27 protein-coding genes are annotated in these 26,600 nt (G+C 56.5%); 9 read left to right on the top strand and 18 right to left on the bottom strand.

Translation table 11 applies throughout. The annotated features are described in order from the left end of the window. The first annotated feature begins 49 nt into the window (after window positions 1-49). Window positions 50-1,114, top strand: a complete 1,065-nt coding sequence (locus tag J7380_RS05630; RefSeq protein ID WP_209194865.1) for an AbrB family transcriptional regulator — start codon at window positions 50-52, stop codon at window positions 1,112-1,114. On the opposite strand, the gene J7380_RS05625 is transcribed toward J7380_RS05630, so the two are convergent. From J7380_RS05625 to J7380_RS05605, 5 genes are all read right to left on the bottom strand, one after another. After that, window positions 1,083-2,063 (bottom strand): D-2-hydroxyacid dehydrogenase family protein, encoded by a 981-nt coding sequence (locus J7380_RS05625; protein WP_209194864.1) that lies wholly within the window; start codon window positions 2,061-2,063, stop codon window positions 1,083-1,085. The two genes, J7380_RS05630 and J7380_RS05625, sit on opposite strands and share 32 nt — an antisense overlap. Continuing rightward, window positions 2,060-2,296 (bottom strand): hypothetical protein, encoded by a 237-nt coding sequence (locus tag J7380_RS05620; RefSeq protein WP_209194863.1) that lies wholly within the window; start codon window positions 2,294-2,296, stop codon window positions 2,060-2,062. The genes J7380_RS05625 and J7380_RS05620 overlap by 4 nt, the downstream gene beginning before the upstream one ends. 50 nt (window positions 2,297-2,346) lie before the next feature. Beyond that, a complete protein-coding gene (locus J7380_RS05615; protein ID WP_209194862.1) occupies window positions 2,347-3,435 on the bottom strand; it encodes a 4-oxalomesaconate tautomerase in 1,089 nt (362 codons plus the stop codon). Between the two features lie 10 nt (window positions 3,436-3,445). After that, window positions 3,446-5,476: a tripartite tricarboxylate transporter permease gene (locus J7380_RS05610; RefSeq protein WP_209194861.1), complete on the bottom strand. Its 2,031-nt coding sequence runs from the start codon at window positions 5,474-5,476 to the stop codon at window positions 3,446-3,448. A 76-nt stretch (window positions 5,477-5,552) separates the two neighbouring features. Then, the gene (locus tag J7380_RS05605; RefSeq protein WP_209194860.1) at window positions 5,553-6,641 is read right to left on the bottom strand and encodes a tricarboxylate transporter; all 1,089 of its coding nucleotides are present in this window, start codon (window positions 6,639-6,641) and stop codon (window positions 5,553-5,555) included. Window positions 6,642-6,780: 139 nt separating this feature from the next. Here J7380_RS05605 and J7380_RS05600 point away from each other — a divergent pair, with 139 nt between their 5' ends. The 6 genes from J7380_RS05600 to J7380_RS05575 all read left to right on the top strand — a co-directional run bounded on the left by J7380_RS05600 (window position 6,781) and on the right by J7380_RS05575 (window position 12,179). Then, window positions 6,781-7,449, top strand: a complete 669-nt coding sequence (locus J7380_RS05600; RefSeq protein WP_209194859.1) for a response regulator transcription factor — start codon at window positions 6,781-6,783, stop codon at window positions 7,447-7,449. Then, window positions 7,446-8,813: a sensor histidine kinase gene (locus tag J7380_RS05595; RefSeq protein WP_348539076.1), complete on the top strand. Its 1,368-nt coding sequence runs from the start codon at window positions 7,446-7,448 to the stop codon at window positions 8,811-8,813. Before J7380_RS05600 ends, J7380_RS05595 begins: the two co-directional genes overlap by 4 nt. 673 nt (window positions 8,814-9,486) lie before the next feature. Continuing rightward, window positions 9,487-10,455, top strand: a complete 969-nt coding sequence (locus J7380_RS05590) for a hypothetical protein (RefSeq protein ID WP_209194858.1) — start codon at window positions 9,487-9,489, stop codon at window positions 10,453-10,455. Between the two features lie 68 nt (window positions 10,456-10,523). After that, window positions 10,524-11,120, top strand: a complete 597-nt coding sequence (locus J7380_RS05585; protein WP_247742420.1) for a HupE/UreJ family protein — start codon at window positions 10,524-10,526, stop codon at window positions 11,118-11,120. A 2-nt stretch (window positions 11,121-11,122) separates the two neighbouring features. Next, window positions 11,123-11,731, top strand: a complete 609-nt coding sequence (locus J7380_RS05580) for a HupE/UreJ family protein (protein ID WP_209194857.1) — start codon at window positions 11,123-11,125, stop codon at window positions 11,729-11,731. Window positions 11,732-11,879: 148 nt separating this feature from the next. Then, a complete protein-coding gene (locus J7380_RS05575; RefSeq protein WP_209194856.1) occupies window positions 11,880-12,179 on the top strand; it encodes a hypothetical protein in 300 nt (99 codons plus the stop codon). Window positions 12,180-12,355: 176 nt separating this feature from the next. Here J7380_RS05575 and J7380_RS05570 read toward each other — a convergent pair whose 3' ends face one another. Further along, window positions 12,356-13,303, bottom strand: coding sequence for a TAXI family TRAP transporter solute-binding subunit (locus tag J7380_RS05570; RefSeq protein ID WP_209194855.1), 948 nt, complete (start codon window positions 13,301-13,303; stop codon window positions 12,356-12,358). A gap of 49 nt (window positions 13,304-13,352) precedes the next feature. Here J7380_RS05570 and J7380_RS05565 point away from each other — a divergent pair, with 49 nt between their 5' ends. Both J7380_RS05565 and J7380_RS05560 read left to right on the top strand, forming a co-directional pair. Beyond that, a complete protein-coding gene (locus J7380_RS05565) occupies window positions 13,353-14,162 on the top strand; it encodes a DUF4239 domain-containing protein (RefSeq protein WP_209194854.1) in 810 nt (269 codons plus the stop codon). Between the two features lies 1 nt (window position 14,163). Continuing rightward, window positions 14,164-14,847 carry an AIM24 family protein gene (locus tag J7380_RS05560; protein ID WP_209194853.1) on the top strand — a complete coding sequence of 228 codons (684 nt, stop codon included), beginning with the start codon at window positions 14,164-14,166 and terminating at the stop codon, window positions 14,845-14,847. A 46-nt stretch (window positions 14,848-14,893) separates the two neighbouring features. On the opposite strand, the gene J7380_RS05555 is transcribed toward J7380_RS05560, so the two are convergent. The 12 genes from J7380_RS05555 to J7380_RS05500 form a co-directional block, all read right to left on the bottom strand. Next, the gene (locus J7380_RS05555; protein WP_209194852.1) at window positions 14,894-15,766 is read right to left on the bottom strand and encodes a hypothetical protein; all 873 of its coding nucleotides are present in this window, start codon (window positions 15,764-15,766) and stop codon (window positions 14,894-14,896) included. Next, on the bottom strand, window positions 15,736-16,062 hold the full coding sequence (locus tag J7380_RS05550; protein WP_209194851.1) for a hypothetical protein: 327 nt from the start codon (window positions 16,060-16,062) through the stop codon (window positions 15,736-15,738). The genes J7380_RS05555 and J7380_RS05550 overlap by 31 nt, the downstream gene beginning before the upstream one ends. A 25-nt stretch (window positions 16,063-16,087) precedes the next feature. Continuing rightward, the gene (locus J7380_RS05545; protein ID WP_209194850.1) at window positions 16,088-17,035 is read right to left on the bottom strand and encodes a glutaminase; all 948 of its coding nucleotides are present in this window, start codon (window positions 17,033-17,035) and stop codon (window positions 16,088-16,090) included. Next, window positions 17,019-18,443 (bottom strand): sodium:alanine symporter family protein, encoded by a 1,425-nt coding sequence (locus J7380_RS05540; protein ID WP_209194849.1) that lies wholly within the window; start codon window positions 18,441-18,443, stop codon window positions 17,019-17,021. Before J7380_RS05540 ends, J7380_RS05545 begins: the two co-directional genes overlap by 17 nt. Before the next feature lie 53 nt (window positions 18,444-18,496). Continuing rightward, complete coding sequence (locus J7380_RS05535) at window positions 18,497-19,585, bottom strand: transporter substrate-binding domain-containing protein (protein ID WP_209194848.1); 1,089 nt, start codon at window positions 19,583-19,585, stop codon at window positions 18,497-18,499. A gap of 103 nt (window positions 19,586-19,688) precedes the next feature. After that, the gene (locus J7380_RS05530; RefSeq protein ID WP_209194847.1) at window positions 19,689-20,534 is read right to left on the bottom strand and encodes a neutral zinc metallopeptidase; all 846 of its coding nucleotides are present in this window, start codon (window positions 20,532-20,534) and stop codon (window positions 19,689-19,691) included. A 187-nt stretch (window positions 20,535-20,721) separates the two neighbouring features. Beyond that, window positions 20,722-20,907: a hypothetical protein gene (locus tag J7380_RS05525; protein WP_209194846.1), complete on the bottom strand. Its 186-nt coding sequence runs from the start codon at window positions 20,905-20,907 to the stop codon at window positions 20,722-20,724. 26 nt (window positions 20,908-20,933) lie between these two features. Next, window positions 20,934-21,944, bottom strand: coding sequence for a HupE/UreJ family protein (locus J7380_RS05520; RefSeq protein ID WP_209194845.1), 1,011 nt, complete (start codon window positions 21,942-21,944; stop codon window positions 20,934-20,936). Continuing rightward, window positions 21,941-22,870 carry a peptidylprolyl isomerase gene (locus J7380_RS05515; RefSeq protein ID WP_209194844.1) on the bottom strand — a complete coding sequence of 310 codons (930 nt, stop codon included), beginning with the start codon at window positions 22,868-22,870 and terminating at the stop codon, window positions 21,941-21,943. The genes J7380_RS05520 and J7380_RS05515 overlap by 4 nt, the downstream gene beginning before the upstream one ends. 4 nt (window positions 22,871-22,874) lie before the next feature. Beyond that, a complete protein-coding gene (locus J7380_RS05510) occupies window positions 22,875-23,648 on the bottom strand; it encodes a hypothetical protein (RefSeq protein WP_209194843.1) in 774 nt (257 codons plus the stop codon). A 17-nt stretch (window positions 23,649-23,665) separates the two neighbouring features. Next, on the bottom strand, window positions 23,666-24,667 hold the full coding sequence (locus tag J7380_RS05505) for a transporter (RefSeq protein ID WP_209194842.1): 1,002 nt from the start codon (window positions 24,665-24,667) through the stop codon (window positions 23,666-23,668). Between the two features lie 55 nt (window positions 24,668-24,722). Further along, window positions 24,723-26,591, bottom strand: a complete 1,869-nt coding sequence (locus J7380_RS05500) for a DUF3604 domain-containing protein (protein ID WP_209194841.1) — start codon at window positions 26,589-26,591, stop codon at window positions 24,723-24,725. Between the last annotated feature and the right edge of the window lie 9 nt (window positions 26,592-26,600).

Below are 26,600 nucleotides of genomic sequence, written 5' to 3'. Positions count from 1 at the left end.
TTGTATACATATGGATACATTATAAGTCAACGAAGCTGGAACGCTTACCTTGCACAGCCAAACCGATACCCCCGCTCTTCTGACGAAACAGGCCGTCACGCTCGGCCTGGCGGTGTTGGGCAGTGGGGTATTTTGGGCGCTAAACCTGCCGCTACCCTTTCTGTTCGGGCCAATGAGCGCATGTTTGATTGCAGCTCTTGCGCACGCACCGATGGAAGGCTTTGGACAGGTCTCGGTTGCCGCCCGCACTATACTGGGCGTGGCGGTAGGGGCATCGATTACGCCGGCTCTGTTTGCTGAATTGCCGAAAATGGCCGCGTCAATTGCGCTGATCCCGTTCTTCATCCTGCTGATCGCGATGGTAGGTGTGCCATTCTTTCGCAAATTCTGGGGCTTTGACTCCACAACGGCTTTCTACGCAGCCATGCCGGGCGGTTTGCAAGACATGATCATCTTTGGCACTGAGGCTGGGGCCAATCCGCGTACCCTGTCCTTGATCCACGGTACGCGCGTGCTGATCATCGTGACGCTGGCCCCCTTGTTCCTCACCGTGTTCTATGATGCCCAACTCACCAATCCGATTGGCGAGCCCGCGTACAACCTGCCAATACATGAATTGGCGCTGATGGTTCTGGCCGCCATTATCGGCTGGAAAGGCGGGGAGCGGATCGGCCTGTTCGGGGCGTCAATCCTGGGGCCAATGATCCTTACGGCTGCCTTGTCACTGGGCGACTTCATTCATACCCGACCGCCTCGCGAGGCGATCCTTGCAGCGCAGTTTTTCATTGGCTGCGGAATTGGTGTGAAATTCGTAGGTGTCACATGGGTCGAACTACGCCGGGTAGTGGCAGCGGGCTTCGCCTATGTAATTGTCCTTGCCGTCCTGGCAGCCGCTTTCACCGCCGTTGTCACCACCTTGGGACTGGGCCAACCTGTCGAGGCGTTTCTGGCCTTCGCGCCCGGTGGGCAGGCAGAGATGACGGTGCTGGCCATCGTCTCGGGCGCGGATTTGGGCTTTGTGATCACCCACCATCTGACAAGGATCGTGTTGGTGATCATTGGTGCGCCCATCGCCGCAAATCTTATTCTGCGTTGGTCCAAACCTCGGGGTTGATCATGTGGATCGGAGCGCATTCGGCATAGGCGTTCACCTGATCGAAAATATCCGCGAATTGCAGGTCGAACTCGTCCTCAGTGACAAAGCCGATATGTGGGGTCGCGATCAGGTTGGGATGTGACAATAGCGGGTCGGTCGGATCAATCAGTGGCTCGGAATCGAACACATCAATCGCCGCTTTGCCGGGGCGACCGACGTTCAGCGCCTCAAGCAAAGCACCAGGCGCGATCAGCCCGGCTCGCGAGGTGTTCACAAACAGCGCCTCCGGCTGCATCTGTGCGAAATCCGATGCGGTGATGATCCCGCGCGTGTCCGGTTTCAAGCGCACATGGACCGAGACAACATCGCTGCTGCCAAAGAACGCTTCACGGCTGGGCGCGACCTGCGCGCCATCCGCCTGCGCACGTGCCCGGCCTTCTACGGATGACCACCAGACCACATTCATCCCAAAGGCCTCGGCATAACTTGCAATGGCGCGAGCAATGCGGCCATAGCCATAGAGCCCCAACTGACGACCACGCAGCGTCTTGCCCACGCCCGCCTGCCAGTGCCCTGCTTTGACCGAGGCCATTTGTGCGGGCAAATCCCGCATCCCGGCCATGATTAACGCCCAAGTAAGTTCGGCTGCAGCATAAGACGGCGTCCCGCCATGCATGTTTGAGCACAGCAGCACGTCGTGATCTGTGCAGGCCTCAACATCGACATGAGGATAAACGCTGCGCTGGCTGATCAGTTTCAGGTTTGGTAATTTCTCCAGCAAGGCGCGGGTGACTTTGGTACGTTCGCGGAACAGGACAAGCACCTCTGCGTCCTGCAGTCGTTCGGCCAGAGTGTCAGTGTCTTCGACATGATCCGTCCATACCGTCACCTCATGACCGGTGAGTTTCTCAAAGCAAGGCAGGCCACGCAGCGTGCCAAACCAGTCATCAAGAATGTGGACCTTCATCGGCTTTCTATACTCTGCTCGGTGTTCAGTTTTCTTGGCGTCGGCACAAAATGCGGTGCGTCAAGGGCGGCCAAAGCGTTTCGGACCCGTTCGCTTTGATCCAGCAGATGGTTGAACTGCTCATCACACCCGGCGATCGGCGTTGGGTATTCTGCCATATCTCGCCGCAAGGCCGCTTGCGCCAGCTTAAGTTCCTGACGCGCGATACCGAGGCATTCCGAATAGTCGTCCATCGTGACCTCCCGCTATGTATGCAATAGTATACTATTTGGGTTGCACTTGATCAACTCCCGTTCCAAACAGACTTTGGCACATAAACATGCCCGTCCGCCAACTTGCGCGCGGTCCGCACCAAACCCGCCGCGTTCACTGTGAACCGGTCGGTGGTGGAAAAATCCACCAACACGTCGATATTGCCCGAGGCGTGTTCCAGAACGACTTCAGCCGGGCTGTTCGTGGGGCGATCCAGCAAACCGTCGGCGACGGTTCCGGGCGTCAAAGCGCAAGACGCCATGCATTGCGCGCCGGTGACCGCCATGGTCGGGTGGGTTTTCCACGGCATGAAATACCGCACTGCGAGCGTTCCGCCCTCTCTGGCCGGAGCAACAAGGCCGAACTTAGGGGTGACCGATTTGGACACATCCCCCATACCCATCCGCTGCCCTGCTTCGATCCTAACGGCCTCCATCCGGTCAAAGAACGCGCGGTTTGCGTCCAGCTCCTTGGCGCTCTCATAGCCCGTCAATCCGAAGTCTGTGGCGCGGGCGATAGCCATCGGCATAGCGACATCCATGCAGGTCAGTTCGACGCCCTGAACTGCATCGCGCAGGTTGCCCGTAGGCAGGAACGCTCCGGTGGCCGAGCCCACCACGCCCATGAAACTCAACTGCACCGGCGCTGAATGACCGGGAACGCCGGCGATCTCCGCATCACCCTCATAGGTCAATTCGCCCCCGGGTGTATTCACCTTGGCCACGACCCGAGCCCCAGTGTTGACGGCCCGAATGCGAACTTCAGTTTCATCACCCTGCGGTTTGAACAGGCCCATCTCGATGGCAGCAGGGGCAACGCCAGACAGGATATTGCCGCAAGTGGGTTTGAAATCGACCAGCTTGTCCTCGACCGAGACCTGCGCGAAGAAATAGTCGATATCGGCCCAGTCATCCTCGCTGACCGACAGCATCGCGACCTTTGTGGTCACCGCCGCGCCGCCGCCGATGCCGTCGATGTTCAGCGACTGCCCGGACCCAATAGCGGCGATCAGCACCTCGGCCAGCGCGTCCAGATCCTCGGGCAAATCCGAGCGGCGGAAATACGGGCCTTTCGACGTGCCGCCGCGCATCAAGATATAAGGGATTGCGGTTTGAGTCATTTTGAACCCCTCACTTCAACGGCCAGGGCAGGCTGACCATGTCCTGCAACAGACCCGGCGGGAAATCGCGGTTCAGAGCGCCCGCCATCAGGCACATGAACCCGATGCCGCAGGCGGTCAGGATCAGAGTCATCTGCCAGCTGGACCCGGCGCGGATACGGAGAAAGGCGATCAGGAACCCTATCAGGGCGAGGATGAAGCCCACCACCCACGTGGCCGCGATCAAACTGGCGAACCACGCCAGAGTGGACCACAAACCATGCGGTGCGCTGGCGTCCTCACCAGCGATTTCCTTGTCGGCAAAGATCACGTCGCCTTCGGGACGTCGCATCATCTGGATCAGAAGGATCACGCAACAGAATAGCGAGACGCTGCCGATCACCAGCGGGATGATCTTATCGGTCATATTGTAGTCGGGGATCATGTTGGCGTTGACCAAAGCGACGATCAGATAGGCCATGATCACCAGCAGAAAGATAAGCGGCGCGCGTTTGGTACCGGCCTGAACATCACCCTCAGCCATAATCATCTTGGCCTGCCGAATACCCAGAATGACCGAAACAACCGTGACCACGATCAGCACGATAACGATAGGGCTGAAGACATATTCCATCCCCTCGCCAAAGCTCTTGCGGAACCGGAATGAGGCGATCTGGAACGCCTGATTGGTGAACTTCTCAACCGGATTCGACAGAACGAAACCGATCAGGAAGGCTGGGCGCGACCAGTCGAAACGGCGCAGGAAGATGCCGATCAAGCCAATCACGAACAAGGCCAGCAGGTCTTCGAAGTTCTGACCGGACTGGAAGGCCGCAAAGCTGATCAGCATGAACAGGAACGGCGCCAGATAGGTGAAGCGGATCGTGGTCAGCTTGGCGATCCCGCCCGATGCCGCGATGCACAAGATCGTGCCCACGACGTTGGCCAGCGCCAGCAGCCAAACGATTGAATAGGTGATGTCGAGATTGTCTTTCAGCATGCTTGGACCGACCTCGATATCGCCAGACCCCAGCAGGGCCACCGCGCCGATAAAGATCGCCATTGAGCCGGAACCGGGAATGCCGAACAGCAAAGTTGGCACCAAACCGCCGCCCTCCTTGGCGTTGTTTGAGCTTTCCGGGCCGATGACTCCGCGCACTTCGCCTTTGCCGAAATTGCTCTTGTCCTTGGTGGATTGAACCGAATGGCCGTAGGCAATCCAGTCGACCACCGAACCACCAAGACCAGGTATGACGCCAACAATCACGCCAATGATCGAACAACGCACCGACAGCCATATATTTGCGAACCAGTCTTTGACGCCGTCCAGCCAACCGGCGCCCAGTGAGGCCCCTTTGGCAATCGACCGATCTTGACGCAGCAGCGATACGATCTCGGGCACCGCAAAGATACCCAGGCCAACGATGACCAGCTTCAGGCCGTCCGTCAGATAAGGAATGTCATAAGTTGCCATGCGCAGCGAACCGCCTGCATCCGCCTCACCAATCGTGCCGACCATCAGGCCCAGACCGGCGGCGGCGACGCCTTTCAGCGGGATTCGCCCGGCCAAAATGGCGACCATCGACAGGCCGAGAATTGTGATCATCAACATCTCGGGCAGGCCGAAGGCCAGAACGATGGGCCGCGCGATCAGAATGAACATGGTCAGGAAGGTCGCGCCGACCAGCCCGCCGAAGAGGGACGAGGAAAAAGCCGCCGACAGCGCCCTTGCCGCTTCGCCCTTTTTCGCCATGGGGAAGCCGTCCAGCACGGTCGCCTGCGAGGCGGAGCTGCCGGGGATGCCCATCAGGACGGACGCAAAAGTGTCCGACGTCGGCACCACCGCGACCATACCGATCATCAGCGCCAGTCCAAGGATCGGGTCCATACCGAACATGAAGGGCAGCAACAGGGACAGACCGGCGATGCCTCCCAGCCCCGGAAAGACGCCCACGGCCAGCCCCATAACGACGCCGAGAATGAGATACCCCAGAACGATAGGTTGCAGGATCAGACCCCACGCGTCACCGAGCGCAGGAAGAGCGGTGGCGAAAACCTCCATAGCGGCCGCCTTTCATAAAATGTCTTGGATGTAGAGAAACGCGCGCCCTTCGTTGGGCGCGCGACGACGTGTCAACTTAGTTCAGTTCAACGCCGTAGGCCTCTTTCAGCCAGTTCAGGACGTATTGCTTGGCGTTGTCGTCCACATTAGTCGCCGTTTGCAGCGCGGCTTTTGAGCCGTCGCCGACGAACACCGGATACTTGCCGACGCGCTTCGAGGAGATATCAGCAAAATCACCCCGCTCGGTCACAGCTTGGAACGCTGCGGTATAGGCGTCGACGACCTCTTGCGGCGTGTCACCGGGCAGGAAGGCCAGCTTCTGAACCGGGAAACCTGCCACGAAGAAGGCTTTCCATGCGTCCCATGCCTCACCACTGGTTTCGCAGCCATCGGTGGCCTCGCAGACCTCCTTGAAAGTCGGAATGTCCGGGAAGGTCGGATCGCGCACGATGTTGCCATCGGCGTCCAGTGCACCCCATGTCATCATCGGAACGGCCTGACCAGCCTCGACCAGTGGGGCCGACCCGCCCAGATAGCCCGAGGAAGTCTGGTAGTCGATATTAGCCTCACCGCGTTCGAACATCAGGCGGCCATCACCGCGGCCCTTGATACCAAAGACAGGCTCAACATTCATGCCCAGCATCTGCCAGGCCAGCAGCGGCACAAGGTCTAAACGGGTCGCGCCCTGCGAGCCGTAGATGAAATTGGTGTCTTTCAGCGCATTGGCAGAACCATCAAACTTGGCCCCATCTTCGGCGTTCAGATAGGCGACACCGCCGGTGCCCGACGCCATAACCGGAATCCAATCGTTGTATTCATAGCGCACACGCGGGTCGCTCAGCAGATACGGGAACTGTGTTGAACCCGACGTGCCAAACAGCAGCGTGCCGTCATCATGATTCTGCTCCTGAAACCAGTTCGCACCTTTGGTCGAACCTGCGCCCGGCATGAATTTGACCACCACAGTCGGTTGGCCCGGCAGTGCCTCGGACAGAAGCGGCGCAAAGAAGTTGGCCCATTTGGCCGACCCGCCCGTTTCCGAGAAAGGAATGACCCATTCGATGGTCTTGCCCGAGAAATCGACTTCTGCAGCGGCAGGTGCGGCGAGTCCGGCGGCGGCGATCAGCCCCACGACGGCGCGACGGGTGAAGTTGGAAATGGCCATTGGTTCCTCCCTGTTGACCAGACAACCACGTCGACGCCCTCCGCGCCACCGTGATCGTAAATAGAACTGTGGGGTTGATTCCCCCTCCCATCTGGCAATCATGGAGCGCCAACCTTGCGCGAAACTTGCAGGAGCCCGAATGCGGATCGTCATCGTCGAGGATAATGAGACCCTCGCTAACGCCATTGCCTATCGCCTGCTGGACAGGGGCCATGCCGCTGACGTGCTGACAGATGGTGTCGCGGCCGATTTGTATCTGGAACAGGAAGGCGCAGACCTGATCGTTCTGGACATCAACCTGCCGGGTCGGTCAGGGCTTGAGATCTTGCGTTCCCTGCGCAACCGGGGCGACAGCGCGCCTGTCATCCTGCTGACCGCACGTACCGAGACCAGCGACCGTGTTTCCGGTCTGGATATGGGCGCTGACGATTACCTCGTGAAACCCTTCGAAATGGACGAGCTCGAAGCCCGCATCCGCGCGCTGTCCCGTCGCAAACAACTGGACTATGGCGCGCGAGAGATCATCGGAGATCTTGAGTTCGACCGCACCGCCCGGCAGGTCAGTGCAAAGGGCCAAGTTCTCGATGTGCCGCGTCGGGAAATGGCTGTGCTTGAATGCCTGCTGGAACGGCGGGGCAGGATCGTCCCCAAAAGTCAGTTGACCGATTACGTCTACGGCGTGGGCGCCGATGTCGACGATTCAGCCGTCGAGCCGCATGTGTCACGACTGCGCAAACGCCTTCAGAACCTTGGCATCCGGATCAAGACCGCCCGTGGCCTTGGATACCTGCTTGAGGTGCAGAAGTGATCCGGCACGGCTCACTCAGGCTCAGGCTTTTCATTCTGATCCTGACGCCATTGGTGCTGCTCGCAATCCTGCTTGGATACTGGCGCTACACCGTGGCCCAGCAAACGGCGCAGGAGTTGTTTGACGACAGCCTGCTATCCGCCGGTCTGGCCATTTCGCGCGACGTGGCTGTGTCAGAAGGTGACGCCTTGTCGCCCACCACGCGCAGCTTGATCCGCGATGCGTCCGGCGGTGAGATTTTTTATCACGTGACCGGACCAGGTGGCATCTACGTCACAGGGTATGCATATCCCCCGGCCGCTGCAAAACCGTCTGAACAGGACGCGTACCAGCCGCGGTTTTTCGAAGCAGTTTATCGGGATGAGTTGGTGCGCGTACTGAAAATGACCGAGCGGGTCACACTGGATAACCTGGTGGGCGATGCGACAGTTACGGCCTGGCAACGCGTCGCGGACCGCAACGCTTTTGCCAACGAACTGTCAATCCGCGCCGCGATCCTGATGGGTATCCTGCTGGCCACGCTTGCTGTTGTCGTGTGGTTCGGGGTCGCACGCGGGTTGCGCCCCTTGCTGGATTTGCAGGATGCGATCGACCTACGCTCACCCGACGACCTCAGCAAGATCAAACGCCCGGTCCCGGTCGAGGTTCATGGCATTGTTCAAACCCTGAACCGGCTTTTTGGACAGGTCGAGCACAGCATCAACGCCCATCAGGTGTTTATCTCCGAAGCCGCGCATCAGCTGCGAAATCCGGCGGCAGCGGTTCAGTCCATGGCCGAGGCGTTGCGGGACGCAAAAACGGATGAGGACAAGGACAAACGGATTATCGAACTTGTGTCAGCAGCGAAAAACTCCGCCACAGTGGCCGAGCAGCTATTGTCGTTGGAGCGGTTGCGGCAGCCTACGCATCAGGATCAGATGGACAAGATTGATTTCCGTGCGGTTGTGGAAGAGGCCTGCGCTGACATGGGCGTTCATATCCTCACAAAAGGGATCGATTTTGAAGTCACATTGCCAGAACCAACAATCTTGGTCTCGGGAGATCGGATCTTTTTGGCAGAGGCTATCAAAAACCTGCTGGACAATGCGCTTAAGCACGGCGGCGCTAAACTGAGTCAAATATCAGTTGTACTGCGTTGTGACGCGGGGAACGTCAAACTAACCGTGTCTGATGACGGAACCGGCCTTTCACCCGACCAAAGCGAAGCCGTTTTCAGTCGATTTTCGCAGCTGGAATATTCCGAAGGTAGCGGTTTAGGGTTGTCGATTGTCTCAGCTGTCGCGAAGCGTCACGGAGGAGTGGTCGCGATCAACCAAGTCGAAAAAGGAGCAAGCGTTACGCTCGAGCTTCCCATAGCCCTATAGTTTGTTTCTATTTCTGCTCGGAACCCGAAACCTGTCACAATCAAAGAGAATTTTTGCGATTGCAGCGAATGACCGGTTTCCGCCCGATTCTGTTGAAAAACAACGCATTGCTATCGCTGAATGAAAGGCGCTGAACGAAGCGTGAGTGCCTGCTCCGGCTTTTCATGTTTGCCGCCGTGCAGGAAAGATCTTGGCCACTTTACGAAGGTTTTAAGTGGTGGCGGCAAGGCGGGATTCGTCTTTTTCGCCGCATGGGCCGCGTAATCGGAGGCGTCCCAGTCCGTCCGTCGCCTGGAGCTTTGAGACAGAAGTCGGCCTGAGTTAAAAGAGGATCGACCTATCTGTTTGGTATAAGAAACCGCCAGACACTCACCCTCTTTGCAACATTGGCCAAGTTACTAAGGCAAATTTCTGTTGTGGATACAAACCGGGATACAAAAATTCGAACTTGACCCCATATTCTCTCCATTTTACTTATATAAATGATATATATCAAGGACTTAGCATGGCATCCTACCACCCCAGCCAGTTCATCAAGACATGGAACAACAGCAGGCGCTTGGAGCTAAACCCTCCGAGAAATGCCCCCGTTTATGCCCCAGTGGTTTCGGTGTTCTGACGCCCTCCGACCTCTCATCTTTCCTAACCTCTAACTTTTGGGACATCGCCTTCCATGAATAGACTTCCAGAGACCTCAGATCGCCCGGTTTTCCTGTTGCCCTGGCGGTTTGTCTCATTGCTGCTTGCCATGCTTTGTCTGGTCGTGGGCGCGACAACTGTATTCACCGGTCCTTCAAATATCCCCGGGGCTATCTCTGGGTTGATTCTTGGGTTCTTTGGGATCGTCTTTGGCGGGCGAGTCAAAACGACTTTCGCGATTTTGAGTGTTGCCGTTGCGAGTGCGATCACCGTCGCCATCCCGGCCTGGTTAAGCTTCTACGTGTTGGCGCCTGCCTTTGCCGTGCTTGCAGGGACGGAATTGGCGCGTTTCGGCACCAGGGTCACCATATTTGCCATCATGTCCTGGATCATTTTGAGCAGCCCTGTGACACTTGACGCTGAATTGCTTCCGTTACTGCTCGTGTTTTCTGTATCTGCTGCCGTTGGCGTAACCATGGCGATTTTGCCCAGCTTAGAGGGACGTGTTGAGCCATCAGACATTGAAAGCGGATACGCTATCACGCATGGAATTGCCCTGGCCGTTGGATTGGTTTGCGCACAATTGATCGCAAGCCAGTTCGAAAACGCCCATTCACATTGGGTCGCCCTGCTGTTCACAGCGCGTGCGTTGGATCCTCCCGGCAGTCATGTCGCGCAAGCCAGGCGCAAAGGACTGGCAATGGTGCTCGGCGCGGGTATGGCCTCGGTGTTTGTGACGTTTCCTCTCACGACTTTGTATTTCAAGCTTGTCGCGGTCGTGCTTATTTTGATTGGCCTGCGATACTTACCGTCCAGGAAGCCCATTTCGCCAGCTTCAATGTCGGCCGGGATCGTCCTAATGTCTTCACCAACAACTGAGACGGCGTTGTTTCGTGCAGAAGCTGCTTTATTGGCTTGTGGGCTTGTCTTGCTGGTGTTTTTCGGAGCTCGCACTGTGCGCCGAGCCATTTTGGAAAAACAGGAGCCTGAAGTAAGGGATTGATCTCATGTTGAGTTATGCGAATGTGTAGCTTGCAGATAATCGACACTAAATTTGTAGGGATGTTCGTTTTGCCAAACCGTATTGCGTCCAGTCTTCTCGCGATTGCCTTGGTCTATCTTTTCACGGCTTATGCAGCACATGCCCATTCTGGCGAAGGGTATGGTGGAGGTTTCATTGCAGGTTTCACGCACCCGATCCTGGGTTGGGATCATGTGGCCGCGATGGTCGCGGTCGGCCTTTGGGGGGCTTTTCTTGGCGCACCATCGATCTGGATTCTGCCCGTCGTGTTCCCGCTGGTTATGGCCTTTGGCGCGGTTGCTGGGATTGTTGGCATTCCCATTCCCGCTATTGAGACCGGCATTGCGTTGTCTGCCTTCGTATTGGGGGTGATGATCTTATTCGCTTTAAGGCCGCCGATTTGGATTTGTGCCTTGATCGTAGGGTCTTTTGCAATTTTTCACGGTTACGCCCACGGCACAGAACTCCCAGCTACTGTCAACGCGTTCGCCTATGCAGTTGGGTTTGTCATCTCAACAGGACTACTTCACCTTATCGGGATTGCATTTGGCTTGCTTGTTCGGTGGCCTGCCGGCCGGGTTGCTGTGCGCGGCGCAGGTGGCCTTATAGCTTTTGCCGGGATCGCATTCCTCAGCGGCGTCGCCTGAATATGGGAAAGGGCTTACTGCCCGTTTGCGTGCTCTTGGTATTGGCTGCGGGACCTGCCGCAGCTCATAGCCCAGTTCCTGGCATCAAAGGCTTTTATGTCGGATTGGTTCACCCCTTTTCGACACCGCCGCAGGCGCTTCTTATGCTTAGCCTTGGTTTGCTTGTGGGTGGGTTCAAACCTGAACGGGTGCGATGGCTGCTTCCCAGTTTTCTTGCGGCGAGTTTTGCTGGCCTCATTTCGGCTTATGGACTTGAAAGCCTCGACGCAAAAATGTTTTCGATTGCCTTTGCAGCGTGTTCGACAGCCGCGCTTTTTCAAGGAAAACTGTTGCCTGTAGCAATCGCTTTGGTCTGTATTGGTGCGTTTCTGATCGGAGATGCATCTGTCCCAGAAGCGGGGCCGGTCCGCGACAGAGTGTTCACAATGTCGGGTTCTATGGTTGGGGCGAATGTCGGCTTTTTGTATCTTTTAGGCGGCTCCCTATGGATCAGAGAACGCTTTAGCAAACCTTGGGTTGCAATTGCATTCCGCGTTGCAGCGGCGTGGCTTGGAGCTGTGTCGCTCTTAATGCTGGCGCTTAGGCTTTCGGAGACGGCGTCGCCAGGGTAGTCAACCTTTAGGGCGACGGCACCAGGATCAAGTGCTGATGGGCGCTGCGAACACCTTTCGTCGATTGTCGCAGTTAAGAAACGATGCCACCATTTACGCTAAACAGTGTTTATAAGTGCTATGTCTGAAGCCAAGGTGCGCGCCCATTTTGACCACGACCAGCTACGAGGCAAAAGACCCTGTTATCGCGGATGCTTCAATCGTCGCAGGGTACGCGCGTGAAAACAAAGGCTCCGAGATCGGCAGGTATTGGTTCGGGGCGCTTTGTACGGAGCACGCAAATCTTCGCGGCCTGCCCTTCGATGTGCTGGTAGCCAACTATGTTTTCATAGAAAAAGTCACCATTGATAACCAGACACCGCATGGGGGCAACGCCGACGCATGGTTCAGTACCAGCAGCAATGTCAAACTCCAGTTTTTCCTCGGCATTACTGGCGTTTGCGAATGAAACCTGAACCATGCAAATGATACCCAAAATCGCAGTTGTAAGGCGCACGAAACTTCTCGTTCTGCTCATGGGAATATAGCTACTTCCGAAAGTGTTTCGTTTAGACGACGTGATTTCGAACATAATCACTACCGAGCCTGACCTCACCGAATTTGACGAGGTCAAGGATCAAAATTTCAATTCTGAACCAGAGAAACCCCCGGATGTTCAGGGACGGGCATCTTCTGGGCAGCAGGGTTCTTCAAAAAACCGGCGTCCAGAACGGGAAGATCAGCCGTTAGTTTCTGATGTGCGTTTTCGATGCCATCTGCAAGATCTGCAACAAGATTGGATTCGACACCCTCACGCGCAACAAGAGCAGCAACAACGGATATAGTTGGAATTTGCCGACCCGGTTTGCCATACAGCTCCATGTCAATTGTAGCGGCTTGATATACCGGGTTCTGGTTCAAAAACTCCGAAATACCTGGGCCCGCGACGGATACCATTGTCGCTTCACAGGTATCCAATGCCTGTCCAATAAGTTGATTGGGGTGTCCCAGAATGAAGATGCTGGCGTCAATGCGCCCCTCGCAAAGCTCTTGCAACGCATTGGATGGCTCCAGCTCATACGTCGTGCCGAACAAGTCCAGCCCTTGACCCATCTCATCAAGGAAATTCCGGATGGACGCGTTTCTGCCAGATGCAGACCGACCAATATCAACGGCCTTACCGCGCAAGTCTCTGATTGTTCGGATACCCGAGTTTGGTGCTGCCAGTATCGTTACAGCTTCTTTGAACAGAGGGGTAATGACACGCAGATCATCCATTGCCCCATCTTTCGCAAATAGGGTGGTGCCTTCAAACGCAGCTTGTTGCCAATCGGACTGCACGATTGCGAAATCCAACTCTCCTGAATGCATCATTTTCAGGTTGTAAACGCTGCCCGGTGTGGGCTCTGGGCTGCATCTGCGCAGCGAGTCGTCGCGCATGTTGAATACATCGCAGATCGCGCTGGCCACAGGGAAATAGTTGCCCGAGACATTCCCTGATCCAATGCTGAAAACCCTGACGTCCTGCGCGGCCAAAAATCCGGGGAAAAAAAGGGTAATACCCAGAAAAATAGCGAATAACCGTTTTGTCATTGTCCGAACCAATCGTATTGTTTCTGGGGTATTCACAAGTGGCAGCGATATGCCTGATTTCATTTATGACATCCCGACCCAGAGCCTGGCCATATGGTTTGTTCTGATCGCTTTGGCGGCGGTCGTGGTAGGATTGTTTGTCGTTAAACCCATTCTTCGTATTCTTCTTGGGACTGGCCCCGATTTCAACTCATCAATTAACTATGTAACATCTGGATTCAGCCTGTTTTACGGCCTTTTGCTGGGCCTTCTGACCGTCGCAGCCTACCAGAATTCCGAACGTGTCAAAGAGAGCATTCTGCTTGAGGCAACATCGCTCGGATCTCTTTACGCACAACTGAACGTTTATGCCGAGCCTTACCGTAGCGAAGTGAAGCTGATCATGAGGGATTATGTCCTATACACGGTCAACAGCGAATGGCCCGCCCACCAACAAGGTGAGATTCTGAATGGCGGGTACAACCGCGCCGAGGCAATTCGCCGTAAGCTGGCTGAGTATTCTCCCGAAACCCGGGCAGAGCAGATTGTGCACACTGAGGTCGTGTCGTCTTTCCAAGACTTTTCCGACGCGCGACAGCTACGACTGGCCGGAGTAGTTACCGCCATTCCCGACGTGCTTTGGCAAGCTGTACTGGTCGGGGCTGGGATCAGCATCCTGTTGATGACTATGTTTCGGATCCGGATTCGGCAACACCTTGTTCTTGGCAGTATCACGGCTGTTTTCCTGGGTGTGATCCTGTTCGTTATCGTGACACTCGACCGTCCCCTGCGGGGCGGCGCGGCACTGCAACCTGAACCTTTCCGACTTCTCTGGAGTCGTCTTATGGTCTGGGATGAACCTCCGGGCGAAAGGTTCTGACATGGCCCGGTTTGATGTCACCAATGTCGAAGGTATGCGCCAATTACGTATGCATCTTGATGATGAAACGGTTCAGGCCGCACGGGGCGCGCTGTCCAATTTCCGCGGTGACATCTCCTTTACGCCTAAGCTGCCTGGGGTGGGTGACATCTTTCGCAACATCTTCGCCCGTGAATCCCGGATCAGGCCATACTACAGCGGGACCGGAACGATCCACTTGCAACCATCGCTGGCGGGTTTTCATGTCTTCGAAGTTCAGCCCGATGAGACATGGATTCTGGAACCCGGCGAATACTGGGCCAGCGAGGGGACGGTGCGCCTTGGCTTGCATCGTGACCCTATGCTGGCCAGCTGGTGGGCAGGCGACGGACTTTTTGCCTGGAAAACGACCTTGCGTGGCGCAGGTAAAGTGGCGATCAACGCGCCCGGCCCGGTCGAAGAGATTTCAGTTACTGATGGAGAAATCAAAGTGCAAGGCCGCCTTGTTCTGGGCCGAACCTCGGGTCTGCGGTTTCGGTCCGTGCGATCAGCCCGGTTTCCCCGGAATATGATTTCGGGCCAGACCCGCCTCAGGCTGTTTGAAGGGACCGGAAAGGCGCTGGTCGCCTGGACGCCCTATTGGAACGAATATCTCCACAATCAAATGAGCGGCGGGGATCATGTCCGGGGATCATTGTTTGAATGACGCGGATACGGTTCGTGTTTTGGCGCGATCCAAACCCTGCTTCTGATCACCGCAGCGGGTAGGCATCCGGGGTGATAAGGCCGGGCTTTTCAACTACCCAAGTTCGCGAGATCAGGCTGTCCCTTGCAGATTTGGATATATCGCCCGAGACATAGAGCGCAATTGGGCCTTCGTTCGATGTGGCAAGATTGGCAGAAAAGGCATCCAGTGTTGCGGTCCAACTCAGGTAATCCACCGGGGCCATGACCACCGCCCTGCCTTGCACACTGTCAAGCGATTGTAGCGAGGTCGCTACCACGGCTTGCATGCTAAGCGTGTAATAGCTGTGCCGCAGGAAACGGTCGACTTGATCATGTGGCACGCCGATGGACAACAGTGTTTCACCGACCTGCACGCGCAAGTCTCCAGGGGCAGTATCCCAAACCCAATCGCTGAGTCGTGAGGATGAAGACAAGATCAACCCGCCTGGGACCAGGCTGGTCAACACGTTGACGCCAAGCCCACCGGCAAAGGCGGCCCATGTGACCTCATCAAGTCGCGCGGCCAGCAAATTATTGGTGGTATAGGGGTCAACACCCAGTTCCTTGGCCAGCCGACGGCGTTGTTTGTCAAACCCCAAGATATTCACCGCAACATCACCGCCAGCGCGCGCGACATTCTCAGTAAAGCTGCCCTGCGGACCCGCCTGCTGATCTGCCGAGCCTCCGGGAAGTTTGGAAACACTCTCGGGATCAACGCCGGGCAAGTTTCCCTCTCGTACATCCCCCAGTTTTTGCAAGCCAGTCTTGGCCGACCGGCCGGTACGTTTGAAAAACCGCCCGATGCCTTCGGGAACGCCTTTCAGAGTTTCTTTAGGCTGTTTGGCGAACTGGCGCAGGTTTTCGAATGTCACTCCGGCCGTGTTTTCGGCAGCATCCAAAATTGTTGATCGTTCTGAATATGGTCAAGTGCGGCAAGAGCCCGGATTTCGGTTAGCCGCGCTCTCAACATACCGGGTCCTGAAGCCGAGAACTGCCCGAACGGAGTATCAATGCGGTAGGTCGCCATAAACCCGTCAGTCGGCACCTGGTCCTTAATGTTGTAAAACTCAGATGACAGCGGAACGTCCAGAATGCTTTCCTGTGCAGACAAGAGGGGCGGCTCTTCATACTCGGCACATAGTGCGGCACTCGCCGCAATCAGCGGCGCTGCAGGGATTGCTTTGACAAAGTTCATTCGCGCCATCCTTTCTTGCCAAAGATTAAGTTTGAAACACTGACCATCCGAGCCTATGCGCCAGTTCTTCTAATGCTTTGAGGGCGAGGACCGAGTTCCCTTTCTCGTCCAGCCCTGGGCTCCATGCGACGATCGAACCGACACCCGGAGCGATGGCAACAACACCCCCGCCGACTCCGCTTTTGCAGGGCAATCCGATCCGAAAGGCTACCTCACCAGATGCATCGTAGCACCCGCAGGTCATCATCAGCGCATTCAAGCGGCGAACGCGTTCTGGTGTGACACCCGCTGTTTCCGCGTCGGGCCCCTTACCTCCGGTGGCCAGAAACCGTGTCGCCATCGCAAGCTGACGGCAGCTCATCTCGATGCTGCATTGGCGGAAATAACTTTCAGTGACTTCCGTCACGTCGCCGCGAAGGTTGCCTTCGGCCAGCATGAAGTAGGCCAAGGCCCGGTTGCGGTCGCCCGTCGCAACCTCGGAGGCAAAGACATGCTCGTCCACCGCGATATCCGGCGCGTCTGCCAGACGTTGGCAAAGCTCAACAACCGGATGCAAACCCAGTTCGTTGGATTGGTGTTCCAAGATCACGTCCGATACGACAATCGCGCCGGGGTTGATGAACGGGTTACGAGGCTTACCGCGTTCAAATTCAAGCTGAACAATCGAGTTGAAGGGGTCACCAGAAGGCTCACGGCCAACGCGCCGCCACAGAGTCGCACCGACATGCCCAAGCGCCACAACCAGAGCGAACACTTTCGAGATGCTCTGGATGGAAAACGGAACCTCGGCATCACCTGCAATGATGGGTTCTCCGTTCAACGGTGCAAACGCTATGCCAAACCGGTTGAGCGGGACCTGCTCCAGTTCTGGGATATAGCCGGCCACCTCTCCTCGATCAGTTTCGCCCGCCATTTGGGTGACGATATCGTCCAGGACCGTCTGGATTTCTTCGGTATTAAGTGCATTGGGCATCTTCGTTCCAGATTTTATGCGAAACACCTTCGGTTGCCCCTTCGAAATCCTCCAGAACAAAAGTCGGTTCTTGCCCTGCCCGTCTCTGACCAAAGTAGTCCTTGGTCAATCGATACACGGTGCCGGACAACAAAAGGATGGCGGTCAGGTTTATGACAGCCATCAGACCCATTGCAGCATCAGCAAAGTTGAAGACTGTCGCGACGGTTTGCAGCGCGCCCCACACAACCATCGCCAGACAGGCCGCTCGCAGTGCAGTTATCGGGGCCTTTCCCTCCAGCCCGAGATAAACCATGGCGTTTTCGGCGTAGGAGTAGTTGCCGAGGATGGATGTGAAGGCGAAGAAGATGATCGCAATTGCAATGAAATAAGTCCCGACCGGCCCCAGGTGAACGTCCAGCGCGTTTTGCGTCAGCTGCATGCCAGTGATCTCGCCGTCGATTACGCCGGACAACAGGATCAAAAGCGCGGTCGCCGTGCAGACAAGGATGGTGTCAACAAAGCATCCGAATGCCTGCACCAATCCCTGACTTGAAGGATGATGCGGCGACGGGGTCGCGACAGCCGCAATATTGGGGGCCGATCCCATGCCCGCTTCGTTGGAAAACAAGCCGCGTTTGATCCCGTTTAGCATGGCCGCCATAACACCACCGGCGACACCGCCTGCGGCCTCTTGCAGACCCAGCGCGCTGGAGACGATCAGCCACAGCAGGCCGGGAACTTCGGTGATATTTAAGATCATGACGAATACCGCGATCAACAGGTAGCCGCCTGCCATGAAAGGCACCAGAATTTCGGCAACGCGCGCAATGGCTTTGATCCCGCCAAAGATCACAATTGCCGCCCCCGCCGCGATGCCGATACCAACCCAAAACTTTTCGATCCCAAACGCTCCGTTCAGCGCCTCGGCAATCGAGTTTGACTGAACAGCGACAAAGATCAGACCGAAGCTTAGGATCAGGCAAACCGAAAACACGGCTCCGGCCCAAGGAGCATTCAGCCCTCTGGAGATGTAAAAGGCTGGGCCGCCGCGAAAATCTCCATTCTTGGTCGTCACCTTGTAAAGCTGCGCAAGGGTGCTTTCGGAATAGGCCGTTGCCATACCGACCAGCGCTACCATCCACATCCAGAAGATTGCTCCGGGTCCACCTAAGGTCAGGGCAACCGCAACACCTGCCAAATTCCCGGTGCCAACGCGCGACGCGAGACTAACGGTCAGTGCCTGAAACGGTGTGATCCCGCGCTTGTCGGTGCTGGGGGCTGCGGTGATGACGCGCAGCATCTCGCCGAAATGCAGAAACTGCAGAGCACCCAGTCGGATCGTGAAGAAGAGTCCCGCCCCCAGCAGTCCATAAACGAGGACATAATTCCAGAGAATGCCATTCAGACCATCAACAAAGAAATCCATCAACAAACCTCAATCAATATTAACCTCCGACAGTATATCAGAAATTCAGCAAGTCACTTCCCGATGTATCTTAGAACTTCGGTGTCCCATGCAGGACTTTTCCGGACCGAAAGCAAAGCGCGATTGAGAACTTCGACATATTCGCTCTCATCCTGCAAGGCGAAGGCATAGTTCTGTTCTTCGAACTCATAGGGCAGCACTTCGAGGTCCTCGAAACGACCCTGTTCACGACCACGCAGAATCTCGAATTTCAACGCGGGTGCGTCCATTACCACCGCGTCGACCCGCCCGGCCTCCAGACTTGCGACGACTTCATCCAATGTCTCGTATGTCCTGGCAGCAATGCCGGTTCTTTGCAGATATTCCTCCGACGTGGATGCCGCCAGTGTCGCGACACGTACTTTGGCCAGATCCTCTGGCGTGCGGATTTCGGATCGGATTTGTTCCAGCGTGAATGCGCTGGCGAGAATGGCCGTTATACTCGCAACCAGAATTGTGCTGCTCACAGCCAGCACCGCAGATAAAATACGCGCAGTCGGTGTTTTGAACTCGTAATAGCGAATGGGACCGCGGGTCACGAACAGCAGGCCAATGACAAGCGCTTCCATCACCTTCCCACCCCGGGTTTTCATCGCGTAGAGCTTCGAGTTGATCTTATGCTCAAGCAGATAAAAGATGCCGCCAACCACAGCTGCCGCGCCGAAGACGATGATGATCGCAGTCAAAATTCGCGGGCTCAGAAGGAATTGCCGGATCGAACTGAGATAGCTGGCTTTCTTTATCCCTATCGCCTTGTGGGTCTCAAAAAAGGAATGAGAAAAGTCGACCAGTTCTTCGCACTCGGGCGTGATCGAAAGGCAAGAGACACCAACTGCAGATCGACCGGCGGCGACACTGTCGATCATGTCACCGAAATTCATGACAGAAATGTCGTACGCAATGTCCAATTCTCTGGCCACGCGGTCCCACAAGAAAATGGCCAGACCATCCAGGTTTTCACCCTCCTGCATCACGAAAGGTGGGCAAACTGCAGCGGCAATCGGCACCGGCCCGCTGCGATCCTGTGCACTGCCGTTGTCGGGTAAGAAGACCAAGGTGAACAGCACAGCTATACACAGCAACAGAGAAATTTTACGTTTCATACTCACATCATTGAAAGAAATTGATTTTCCGAAGAACGAGTTTCAGAGTTTTTTCGAACCAGTATTCGGTCTGTGGTTTCAATGCGCCCGCCATCATCAAATCCTACAGCCGGTTTGTCGAAAAAGTATCGCAGCCGTTTGGGTCTCCGGTTTCATATCCCCTATAAAACCAGCTTTGCCGTTGCTCACTTGTGCCATGAGTAAAGCTGTCCGGAACCACCACGCCCTGTTGCGCACGTTGCAAAGCGTCATCTCCGATCGCGGCAGCGGTGTTCAGAGCTTCTTCGATATCCCCGCGCTCCAAGACATCGAACTTCTGATCAACGGCGCGGGCCCAGACACCGGAATAACAATCCGCCTGAAGTTCGACGCGAACAGACAGGGCGTTGGCATCGGCTTGACTGGACTGACTTTTGGCCCGGTTTACCTGGTCCAGAATGCCAAGGCTGTTCTGAACATGGTGCGCGACCTCATGCGCAATCACATAGGCTTTGGCAAAATCGCCCTTCGCACCAAGGCGCTGTTCCATCACTCGGAAAAAGGATGTGTCCAGATAGACGCGCTGATCGACCGGGCAATAAAATGGACCGGTGGCAGACACGGCGCGCCCGCAAGCTGAGTGCGTACGATCAGCAAACAAAACCAGAACTGGCGGCGTGTACTGAATGCCGGAGTTCCTGAATATCTCGGACCAGATTTCTTCAGTATCGGCCAGGATGACCGCAACGAACTCTTCGGCTTCGTCATCGATCTGCACCGGTGCATTCGCTTGCGGCGCCGAGAGTTGCCCGCCACCGGTCAAGAACGGGGTCACATCCACGCCGAGGAACAGCCCGACGACAACGACCACGATGAGACCAAGGCCGCCCATACCCGCACGGGACGTACCGCGCGACGCATAGCGTCGGTCGTCGATATTACGGCTTGTACGTCGTCCTTTCCAGCGCATGCAGCCTCCGAACAATTCGGGTATTCTACCACAATTTTTTGACGGCTCCCCGATCTACGAGGTTTGAACGGGGAACCGATCCGGACTTCCAAATCCTGAGGCAGTGACAACCGTTTCTAATGGACGATATCGGGTGCCACTTCGCCACCACTCAAATTGCGCTCAGGGTTTGAAACACCCGAATGTCTCAGCCATCGATCCCGGCGGTATCCCTCGCGGTCTCGGCCGGTGTGCAGCGGTTGCTGACGCCTATCGTTGCTTGTTGGACCTGGCGCTTCGCAGCCTTTTCCGGTGTGCAATCAGGGTCCGCCACATCACAGCCCGTAATCGCAAGCATCGCGACGGCCATTGCACCCCCCACTATCTTTTTCACTGTCCATTCTCCTTTTCTTAGTTGGATCAAAATCCGGCCAGTCTCTCAGCCAGCCAGAACGCGGCGATGCATCCGATCGGGTAACCCAAGATCTGACGCGAGGTGCCTTGCGCCAGCGACCAGCCCCAGACCATCTGCACTATCTTTCGAAGCGTCACGAAGACACCCAATACGGCAAAGATGAAGGCGAGCTGCCCTGCCTCGACACCGAGGTTAAAGGCCAGCAAGGCTGCCGGGATATCCTGTTCAGGCAGGCCGATCTCGGCCAGTGCACCGGCAAAACCAAGCCCGTGCAACAAGCCGAAGCCAAAGGAAATCACCCAGGGGATCCGACTGGCCAGCGTCTTTGGTTTGTCATCCGACCGCAGAACCTCGGTCGCCAGAAAGACGATCGACAGCGCAATGACCGCCTCGACCGGGGGGCCGGGCACGTTCAGTACGCCGAAGGTCGCAAGGCCCAGCGTGATTGAATGGGCAACAGTAAAGGCCGTGACCGCCCAGATCAGCTGGCGCAGATTGCGGATCAGAACCAGCAGGGCAAAGACGAACAGCAGGTGATCCCAGCCTTCAAGGATATGTTCGAAGCCCAACACTCCATATTGCCACAAGGTCTGCAGCAAGCCTTGCTGCGCGGGCAACACTACCGAAGGTGCATCCGGGGTTAGACGGAAGGTCGCCATGTTCACCGTATCCAGATACCCAACCCGCAGCAGGACATCCGTCCGTTGCGCCTCGAGTCTGTCGATCCGGATCACGTTGCCACGCAGGTCATCGGCGCATGTCATCCGCCAGACCTGTGTCCAGGCGCGGCCGTCAAAGACCGGCGCGTCGAAGGCGGGCGCCGAACAGTTCTCGGGCAGCGCAACGTCGATATCCATCGGCGCGCCGCGGACGTCGGGCTTGCGCCAGAAGACGTGCCAGTCGGTGTCGGTCTCCTGCGAGATTTCCAGATAACCCGGTTCCAACGCATGGGCATGGACGTGGATCGGTGCTAACAGCCCCGCCAGAAGCGCGATCAGCGTCAGAAAGTGCGTCATGGTTCACCTGCAGGCGCACCTGTCTCAGCCAGATCCTGCACCGTGTAGGTGGACCGAAGATTGTCGATGTACGTCTCTGTTGCGCTTTGAACTTTTTTCTCGCGCCAATCCGCCAAAACGCGATCGCGGATCGCGCCAAAAGGCGGCAGGACAGCATCCCACCTGTCGTCGAGCCGAACCAGGTGAAGGCCGAAGGAGGACTGAACAGGCCCGCTCCATTCCCCTAGCGGCAAGGGTTGCACCTGATCGAAGAAACCTGACCCGAAGTTTCCGTCAACCGCGTTGCGGGCGCTCAGACCAAAGTCAGATGGCAGCAACGAGGCCTGGCCCAACTGGCGGTGATCTTCCCCGGCAGCCAAACGCGCACGGGTTTGTTCGACAAAGGTGGTGCCGGGGTTTTGACCCAGATACACAAGGCTGACTGCAAGCCGCGCGGGGGTCGTAAATGCCTCGGTATTGTTGGACAGATGCGATTTCAGCACCGAGTCATCCGGGCGGGCCGCACCCGCCTGAGAGGCCAGAAGGAAGTTCATCTTTTGCACCAGCCGGTTGCGGATGATCTCATCATTGCTGTCCAAACCCAGTGCCATCGCCTCGCGCACCAGAACCTCGCGGTTCAGCCAATCCTCCCTGAGGGCAGACAACTCATCTTCGGTCGGAGACCGCCGCCAGGTGTCTTTGAACTGACCGGCCAGAACGTCGACCTGCCGTTGGTCGATAACGATCACCCGCGTGTCTGGTTCAGCAGTCCATTCGACAGGCTGCTCCAGCTTGAACCAGCCAAATATCGCCACGCTGAGCAGCGCAAAATGGACAAATGGTTCTGTGGCAAGGCGACGGAACAGACTTGGTTTACTCTGCGGCGGCTCTGTCCCGCGCGGAGGGTTGGTTGTCTGCTGGCTCTCATTCATCGGTTTATCATCCATGCGTTCAGCCGCCTTTGGGCACCAACAATTTCAACGTAAAACTGACTGTGTCCGCCGCCGAGACCACATCATCGTCAAAGTTGTGTTCGTAGGACAAGGACCACTGCCACGGCAGGCCGTTGCCCTTGACGAGCTTGGACAGCTTCACCCCCAACGGCACGCTGCTGAAATCGCCAGCCTCCCAATCGTAGACAAAGACCATCTCGGATGTGCCAGCCGACCAACCGTTACCAAGGTTGTAGTTGAACACCGGTTGGATTGTGGACAGGTTGACATCTGGCCGGTCGTCATCCCCGGCGACGGTGAACAAGTTCTGGTTGAACAGACCCCACAATCCCCATTTTTCCTGTTTCGCAAATCCGGCGGCGGGCCCCAGTGCCCATTTTTCCGCACTCAAACCATCCTCACCCGTTGGCAACAAGGCCACGGCACCCACTCCGAAACGACCCCAGCGCCGATCAAAGGTCACGAGGTCAAATAGGGTGGTATCGCTAAGCCCAGACTCGCCCGTCGCACTGTCGGTGATGTAGGGCAGTGTCAGCCGCGCAATGTGGTTGGTTGACCCCAAGGTAAACGGGATCGCAGCGCGAAATTGCAACAGGCTGCTATCCTCGGGTGAGTTGTGCAGGTTAAACGAATGAAACCCTTGCAGTTGAAACGACATGATCGACGCCGTCGGATCGTTGGCTGCAGATTGCAAAGACTCAGATGTCTCCTGTGCGTGGATAACGCAAGGGACCAGAACTACTGCAATCACCCAAGACAGTGTCGGCTTCATGTTGAAAATCCCGCAGGTCAGAACGCTAATGAAACCACGGCCGTCAGGATATTGCTTTCGAACCGCCGCTTTGCCGCAAACTCATGTGTGTATTTAAGTTTGAGGGAAGCATTGGCTCCCAACAGCGTTCCTCCCTCGTATGTCACGAGAGGCCCGATACCGCTGACCTGAGCCCGCAGGCTACTGGCCCCCAGAGCGATCCGTGTAAGCTCAGCACCCGCGCCGCTGTCATCCTCAAGCTGATGGTAGGTATAGCCAGCAAGGCCAACCCCCCAGCCCGAGCGGAAGCGCTGCACAACCGCACCTTCCAATTGAAACGCGGGAGCCGTTTGATAGTCAGTCGCATCGTTTTCTTCGCTGAACAGTAAGCTGGCCGCGCCTGAAACTTCAAAACCACGTTCCGGAACAAACCACGTCGCGGCAAAGAAGGGCTGGAACGACCAGACATTCTTGCCTGCGTTCAAAACTTGAACGGTACGTTCCTGAACGTTGATAGTTGCGGTATTGAATTCGCCAGTCGGCGCATAAACGGTCAGGCCAGTGCTGTAATGCAGATTACCGCGGTGCCAACCCACCAAACCGGTCAGACTGAGGTCCCCGAAGCTGGAAAGCGTGTCGTCGATGTTCGCGCCCTCCAAAGGGGGGCGGATCGCAGTAAAGGTGAGATCGGCAACAGGAAAAGGAACAGTGAGGTTTATGGCGGGGGTTCCGCCAAATAGTTGCGCGTCGAAAACCTGAGTTACACCCAGTCGCCAGAGATTGAGTTCAAGGTCTGCATCCGCTGCAATCGGAAGACCCGCAAGCGAAACGCCGTCCACGCTGCCATCAAGATGGTCGAATGTCAGGCTTGTGTAAGTTCCCGGCTCGGGCACGAAACCTGCAAAAGTATCTCTGGTTCCGAGAAAATATGCGCCCAGCCCCCCTTCGACAGCAATCGCCGGGCTGACGGTCAAAACCACCGAGGACGCAAGGGCCGCTGCGCCCGCCAAAGGGCGCAGGCCGCGTAGAAATGTCTTCATTTGTCACCTCGTTCAAAATCACTCGCGCGTTAGCCGCGCTGTTTGGTTTGTCGGATCAGGGCGTGTACCAGATGGGCGATGTATAGGCCCGGTCCTGAATGGACTCAGGCGCGCCTTCCGGCAGTTCGACACCAAAGAACTTGCGGTCATAGGTCGTCCAGCGCGGAGTCGGGATTTCCAGAACCCGGACATAGTAGAATGCGCTTTGTGAAGGATCGAAATCGGGGTCTTCCCAATAGCCGGCGAGGATCGCCTGACCGATATCGTTGGTATAGGTGGCCTCTTGCGCGTTGACGGTATTGCCGACTACCCCATCGCAGGCCGCGTCAATCACCTCGCGCCCGCCGCAGGAAATGTCATAGACCTTCTCGCTGGTCGAGCCGTCCGCATTCAGCCAGCCCTTGATGACCTGAACCCGGTCCAGGTTGGCCCCATCGGGGTCTCGCAATGCCCGAATTAGGAATCGCGGCGCACGGCCTTCACTCTTTCCCAGATCACCCCCCATAGGTACGCCATTGGCGTAGCCATGCGCCGCGAAGTCCGACCGAGGGAGGTCAGATTCTTCAAAGTCATATCCCGCAAACACACGCACACTGAGCCGCGTGCCAGTCGTGGCATAAACCTCTTTGCGCATCATCGCGTCAAAGATCGCCTCACGCGTATTCTCGCGTGCCCAAACAGCTGCTAACCCAGAAGCCGAAGTCTGCCAGGCATACTGCGCTACGCTATCGTCTCCTCCGACTCCGCCGACAACTTCTTCGAAACGGATTGGATCGGCCGTTGGTTCAAGGGCTACAACCTTTCCGAAGTGATTGTTCTCTCTCGAGGTCGCGAGTGATGTGTGGCTGTCCGTCGAGCCGATCAAGCCAAACTTGAACGGATTGACTCCAAGTTCAGTGCGATAGGCGAGACCGCGTTTAAGGGCTTCGCGCGCATATTCGTTGGGGATCATTTCGGGGGTCTTTGGATTCGGGCCAAGTTGACCTTTGTCCCACGTCTCAAAATCCGCGAATGCGTCATCCGGTGACAGCATCGGATGCGCTTCACCGTCGCCTTTCATCTGGGTTACCTCGTAGAGCGGCTCCCAGCGGGCACGGCGCTCGGCGTAGGCCGTATCGAGCGGTTCATCGCTGCCAAGCTTGACGCTGTCAAACATCAGCCCGTTGGAGAGGTTCCCATTGTGCGGGATCGCCAACAGCTTGTCTCCGGTGTCCGCCTCGTAGGCTTCCATCCAATCCCAAAGATCCTCGGGATTAGCGCTGTCGTATTGCGAGAACGGCAAACGTGTGTCGGCATTTTCTTTTCCGCCGCGATAGATGACGTTGCGATGCAAATTCGAACGGTCAAACGTCGAAGACCATTCGAAGCCGATGAAGGCCGTGAAACCTCCGGGCTGATTGTGCCTTTCGGCGGCGGCTGTCATCTCCTGCCAAACGCTCTCGTAGATACCGGGGACATCAGCCAATGGGTCTTCGCCGCTTGCTTTGGTGACCGAGAATATTTCCCATGCTCGCGGAAGATCATCCGCATCCAGAGCTTCCAGCAGAGACGACCCGTATTCAGTCTCTAAAAGGCGTGGGTCTCGTGCTTCCAGAAGCGGGGCTGTCCCCATATTCTCAGCGTGATCTGCAACAACGAGAAAATCGAGCGGCCGTGCAAGGCGCGCTGGCAATCCGGTTGAAGACGTGACAGTTTCACCTTTGGCGAAACGGTACGCTTCATCGGGGCCAAGCGTATTGCCGAACAGCCCTGCATCTGCCGAGTAGGTTGTGTGCAGATGGGTGTCGCCGAAGAAAACCTGGTTTGGGAAATTCTGTTCAGGATAAGGGGAATACATTTCGGCCGGTCCAACAGGCGGGGTGTCCTGCGCAAATGCAGTCGTTCCGCAAACCGAACCCAGAGCAATGATCAAAAGCGATCGCATGGGAACCTC

Origin of the sequence: Ruegeria sp. R8_1 (genome assembly GCF_017743815.1) — a bacterium.
GTDB classification, from domain to species: Bacteria; Pseudomonadota; Alphaproteobacteria; order Rhodobacterales; family Rhodobacteraceae; genus Ruegeria; species Ruegeria lacuscaerulensis_A.
This window is presented reverse-complemented; position numbering and strand designations above follow the sequence as displayed.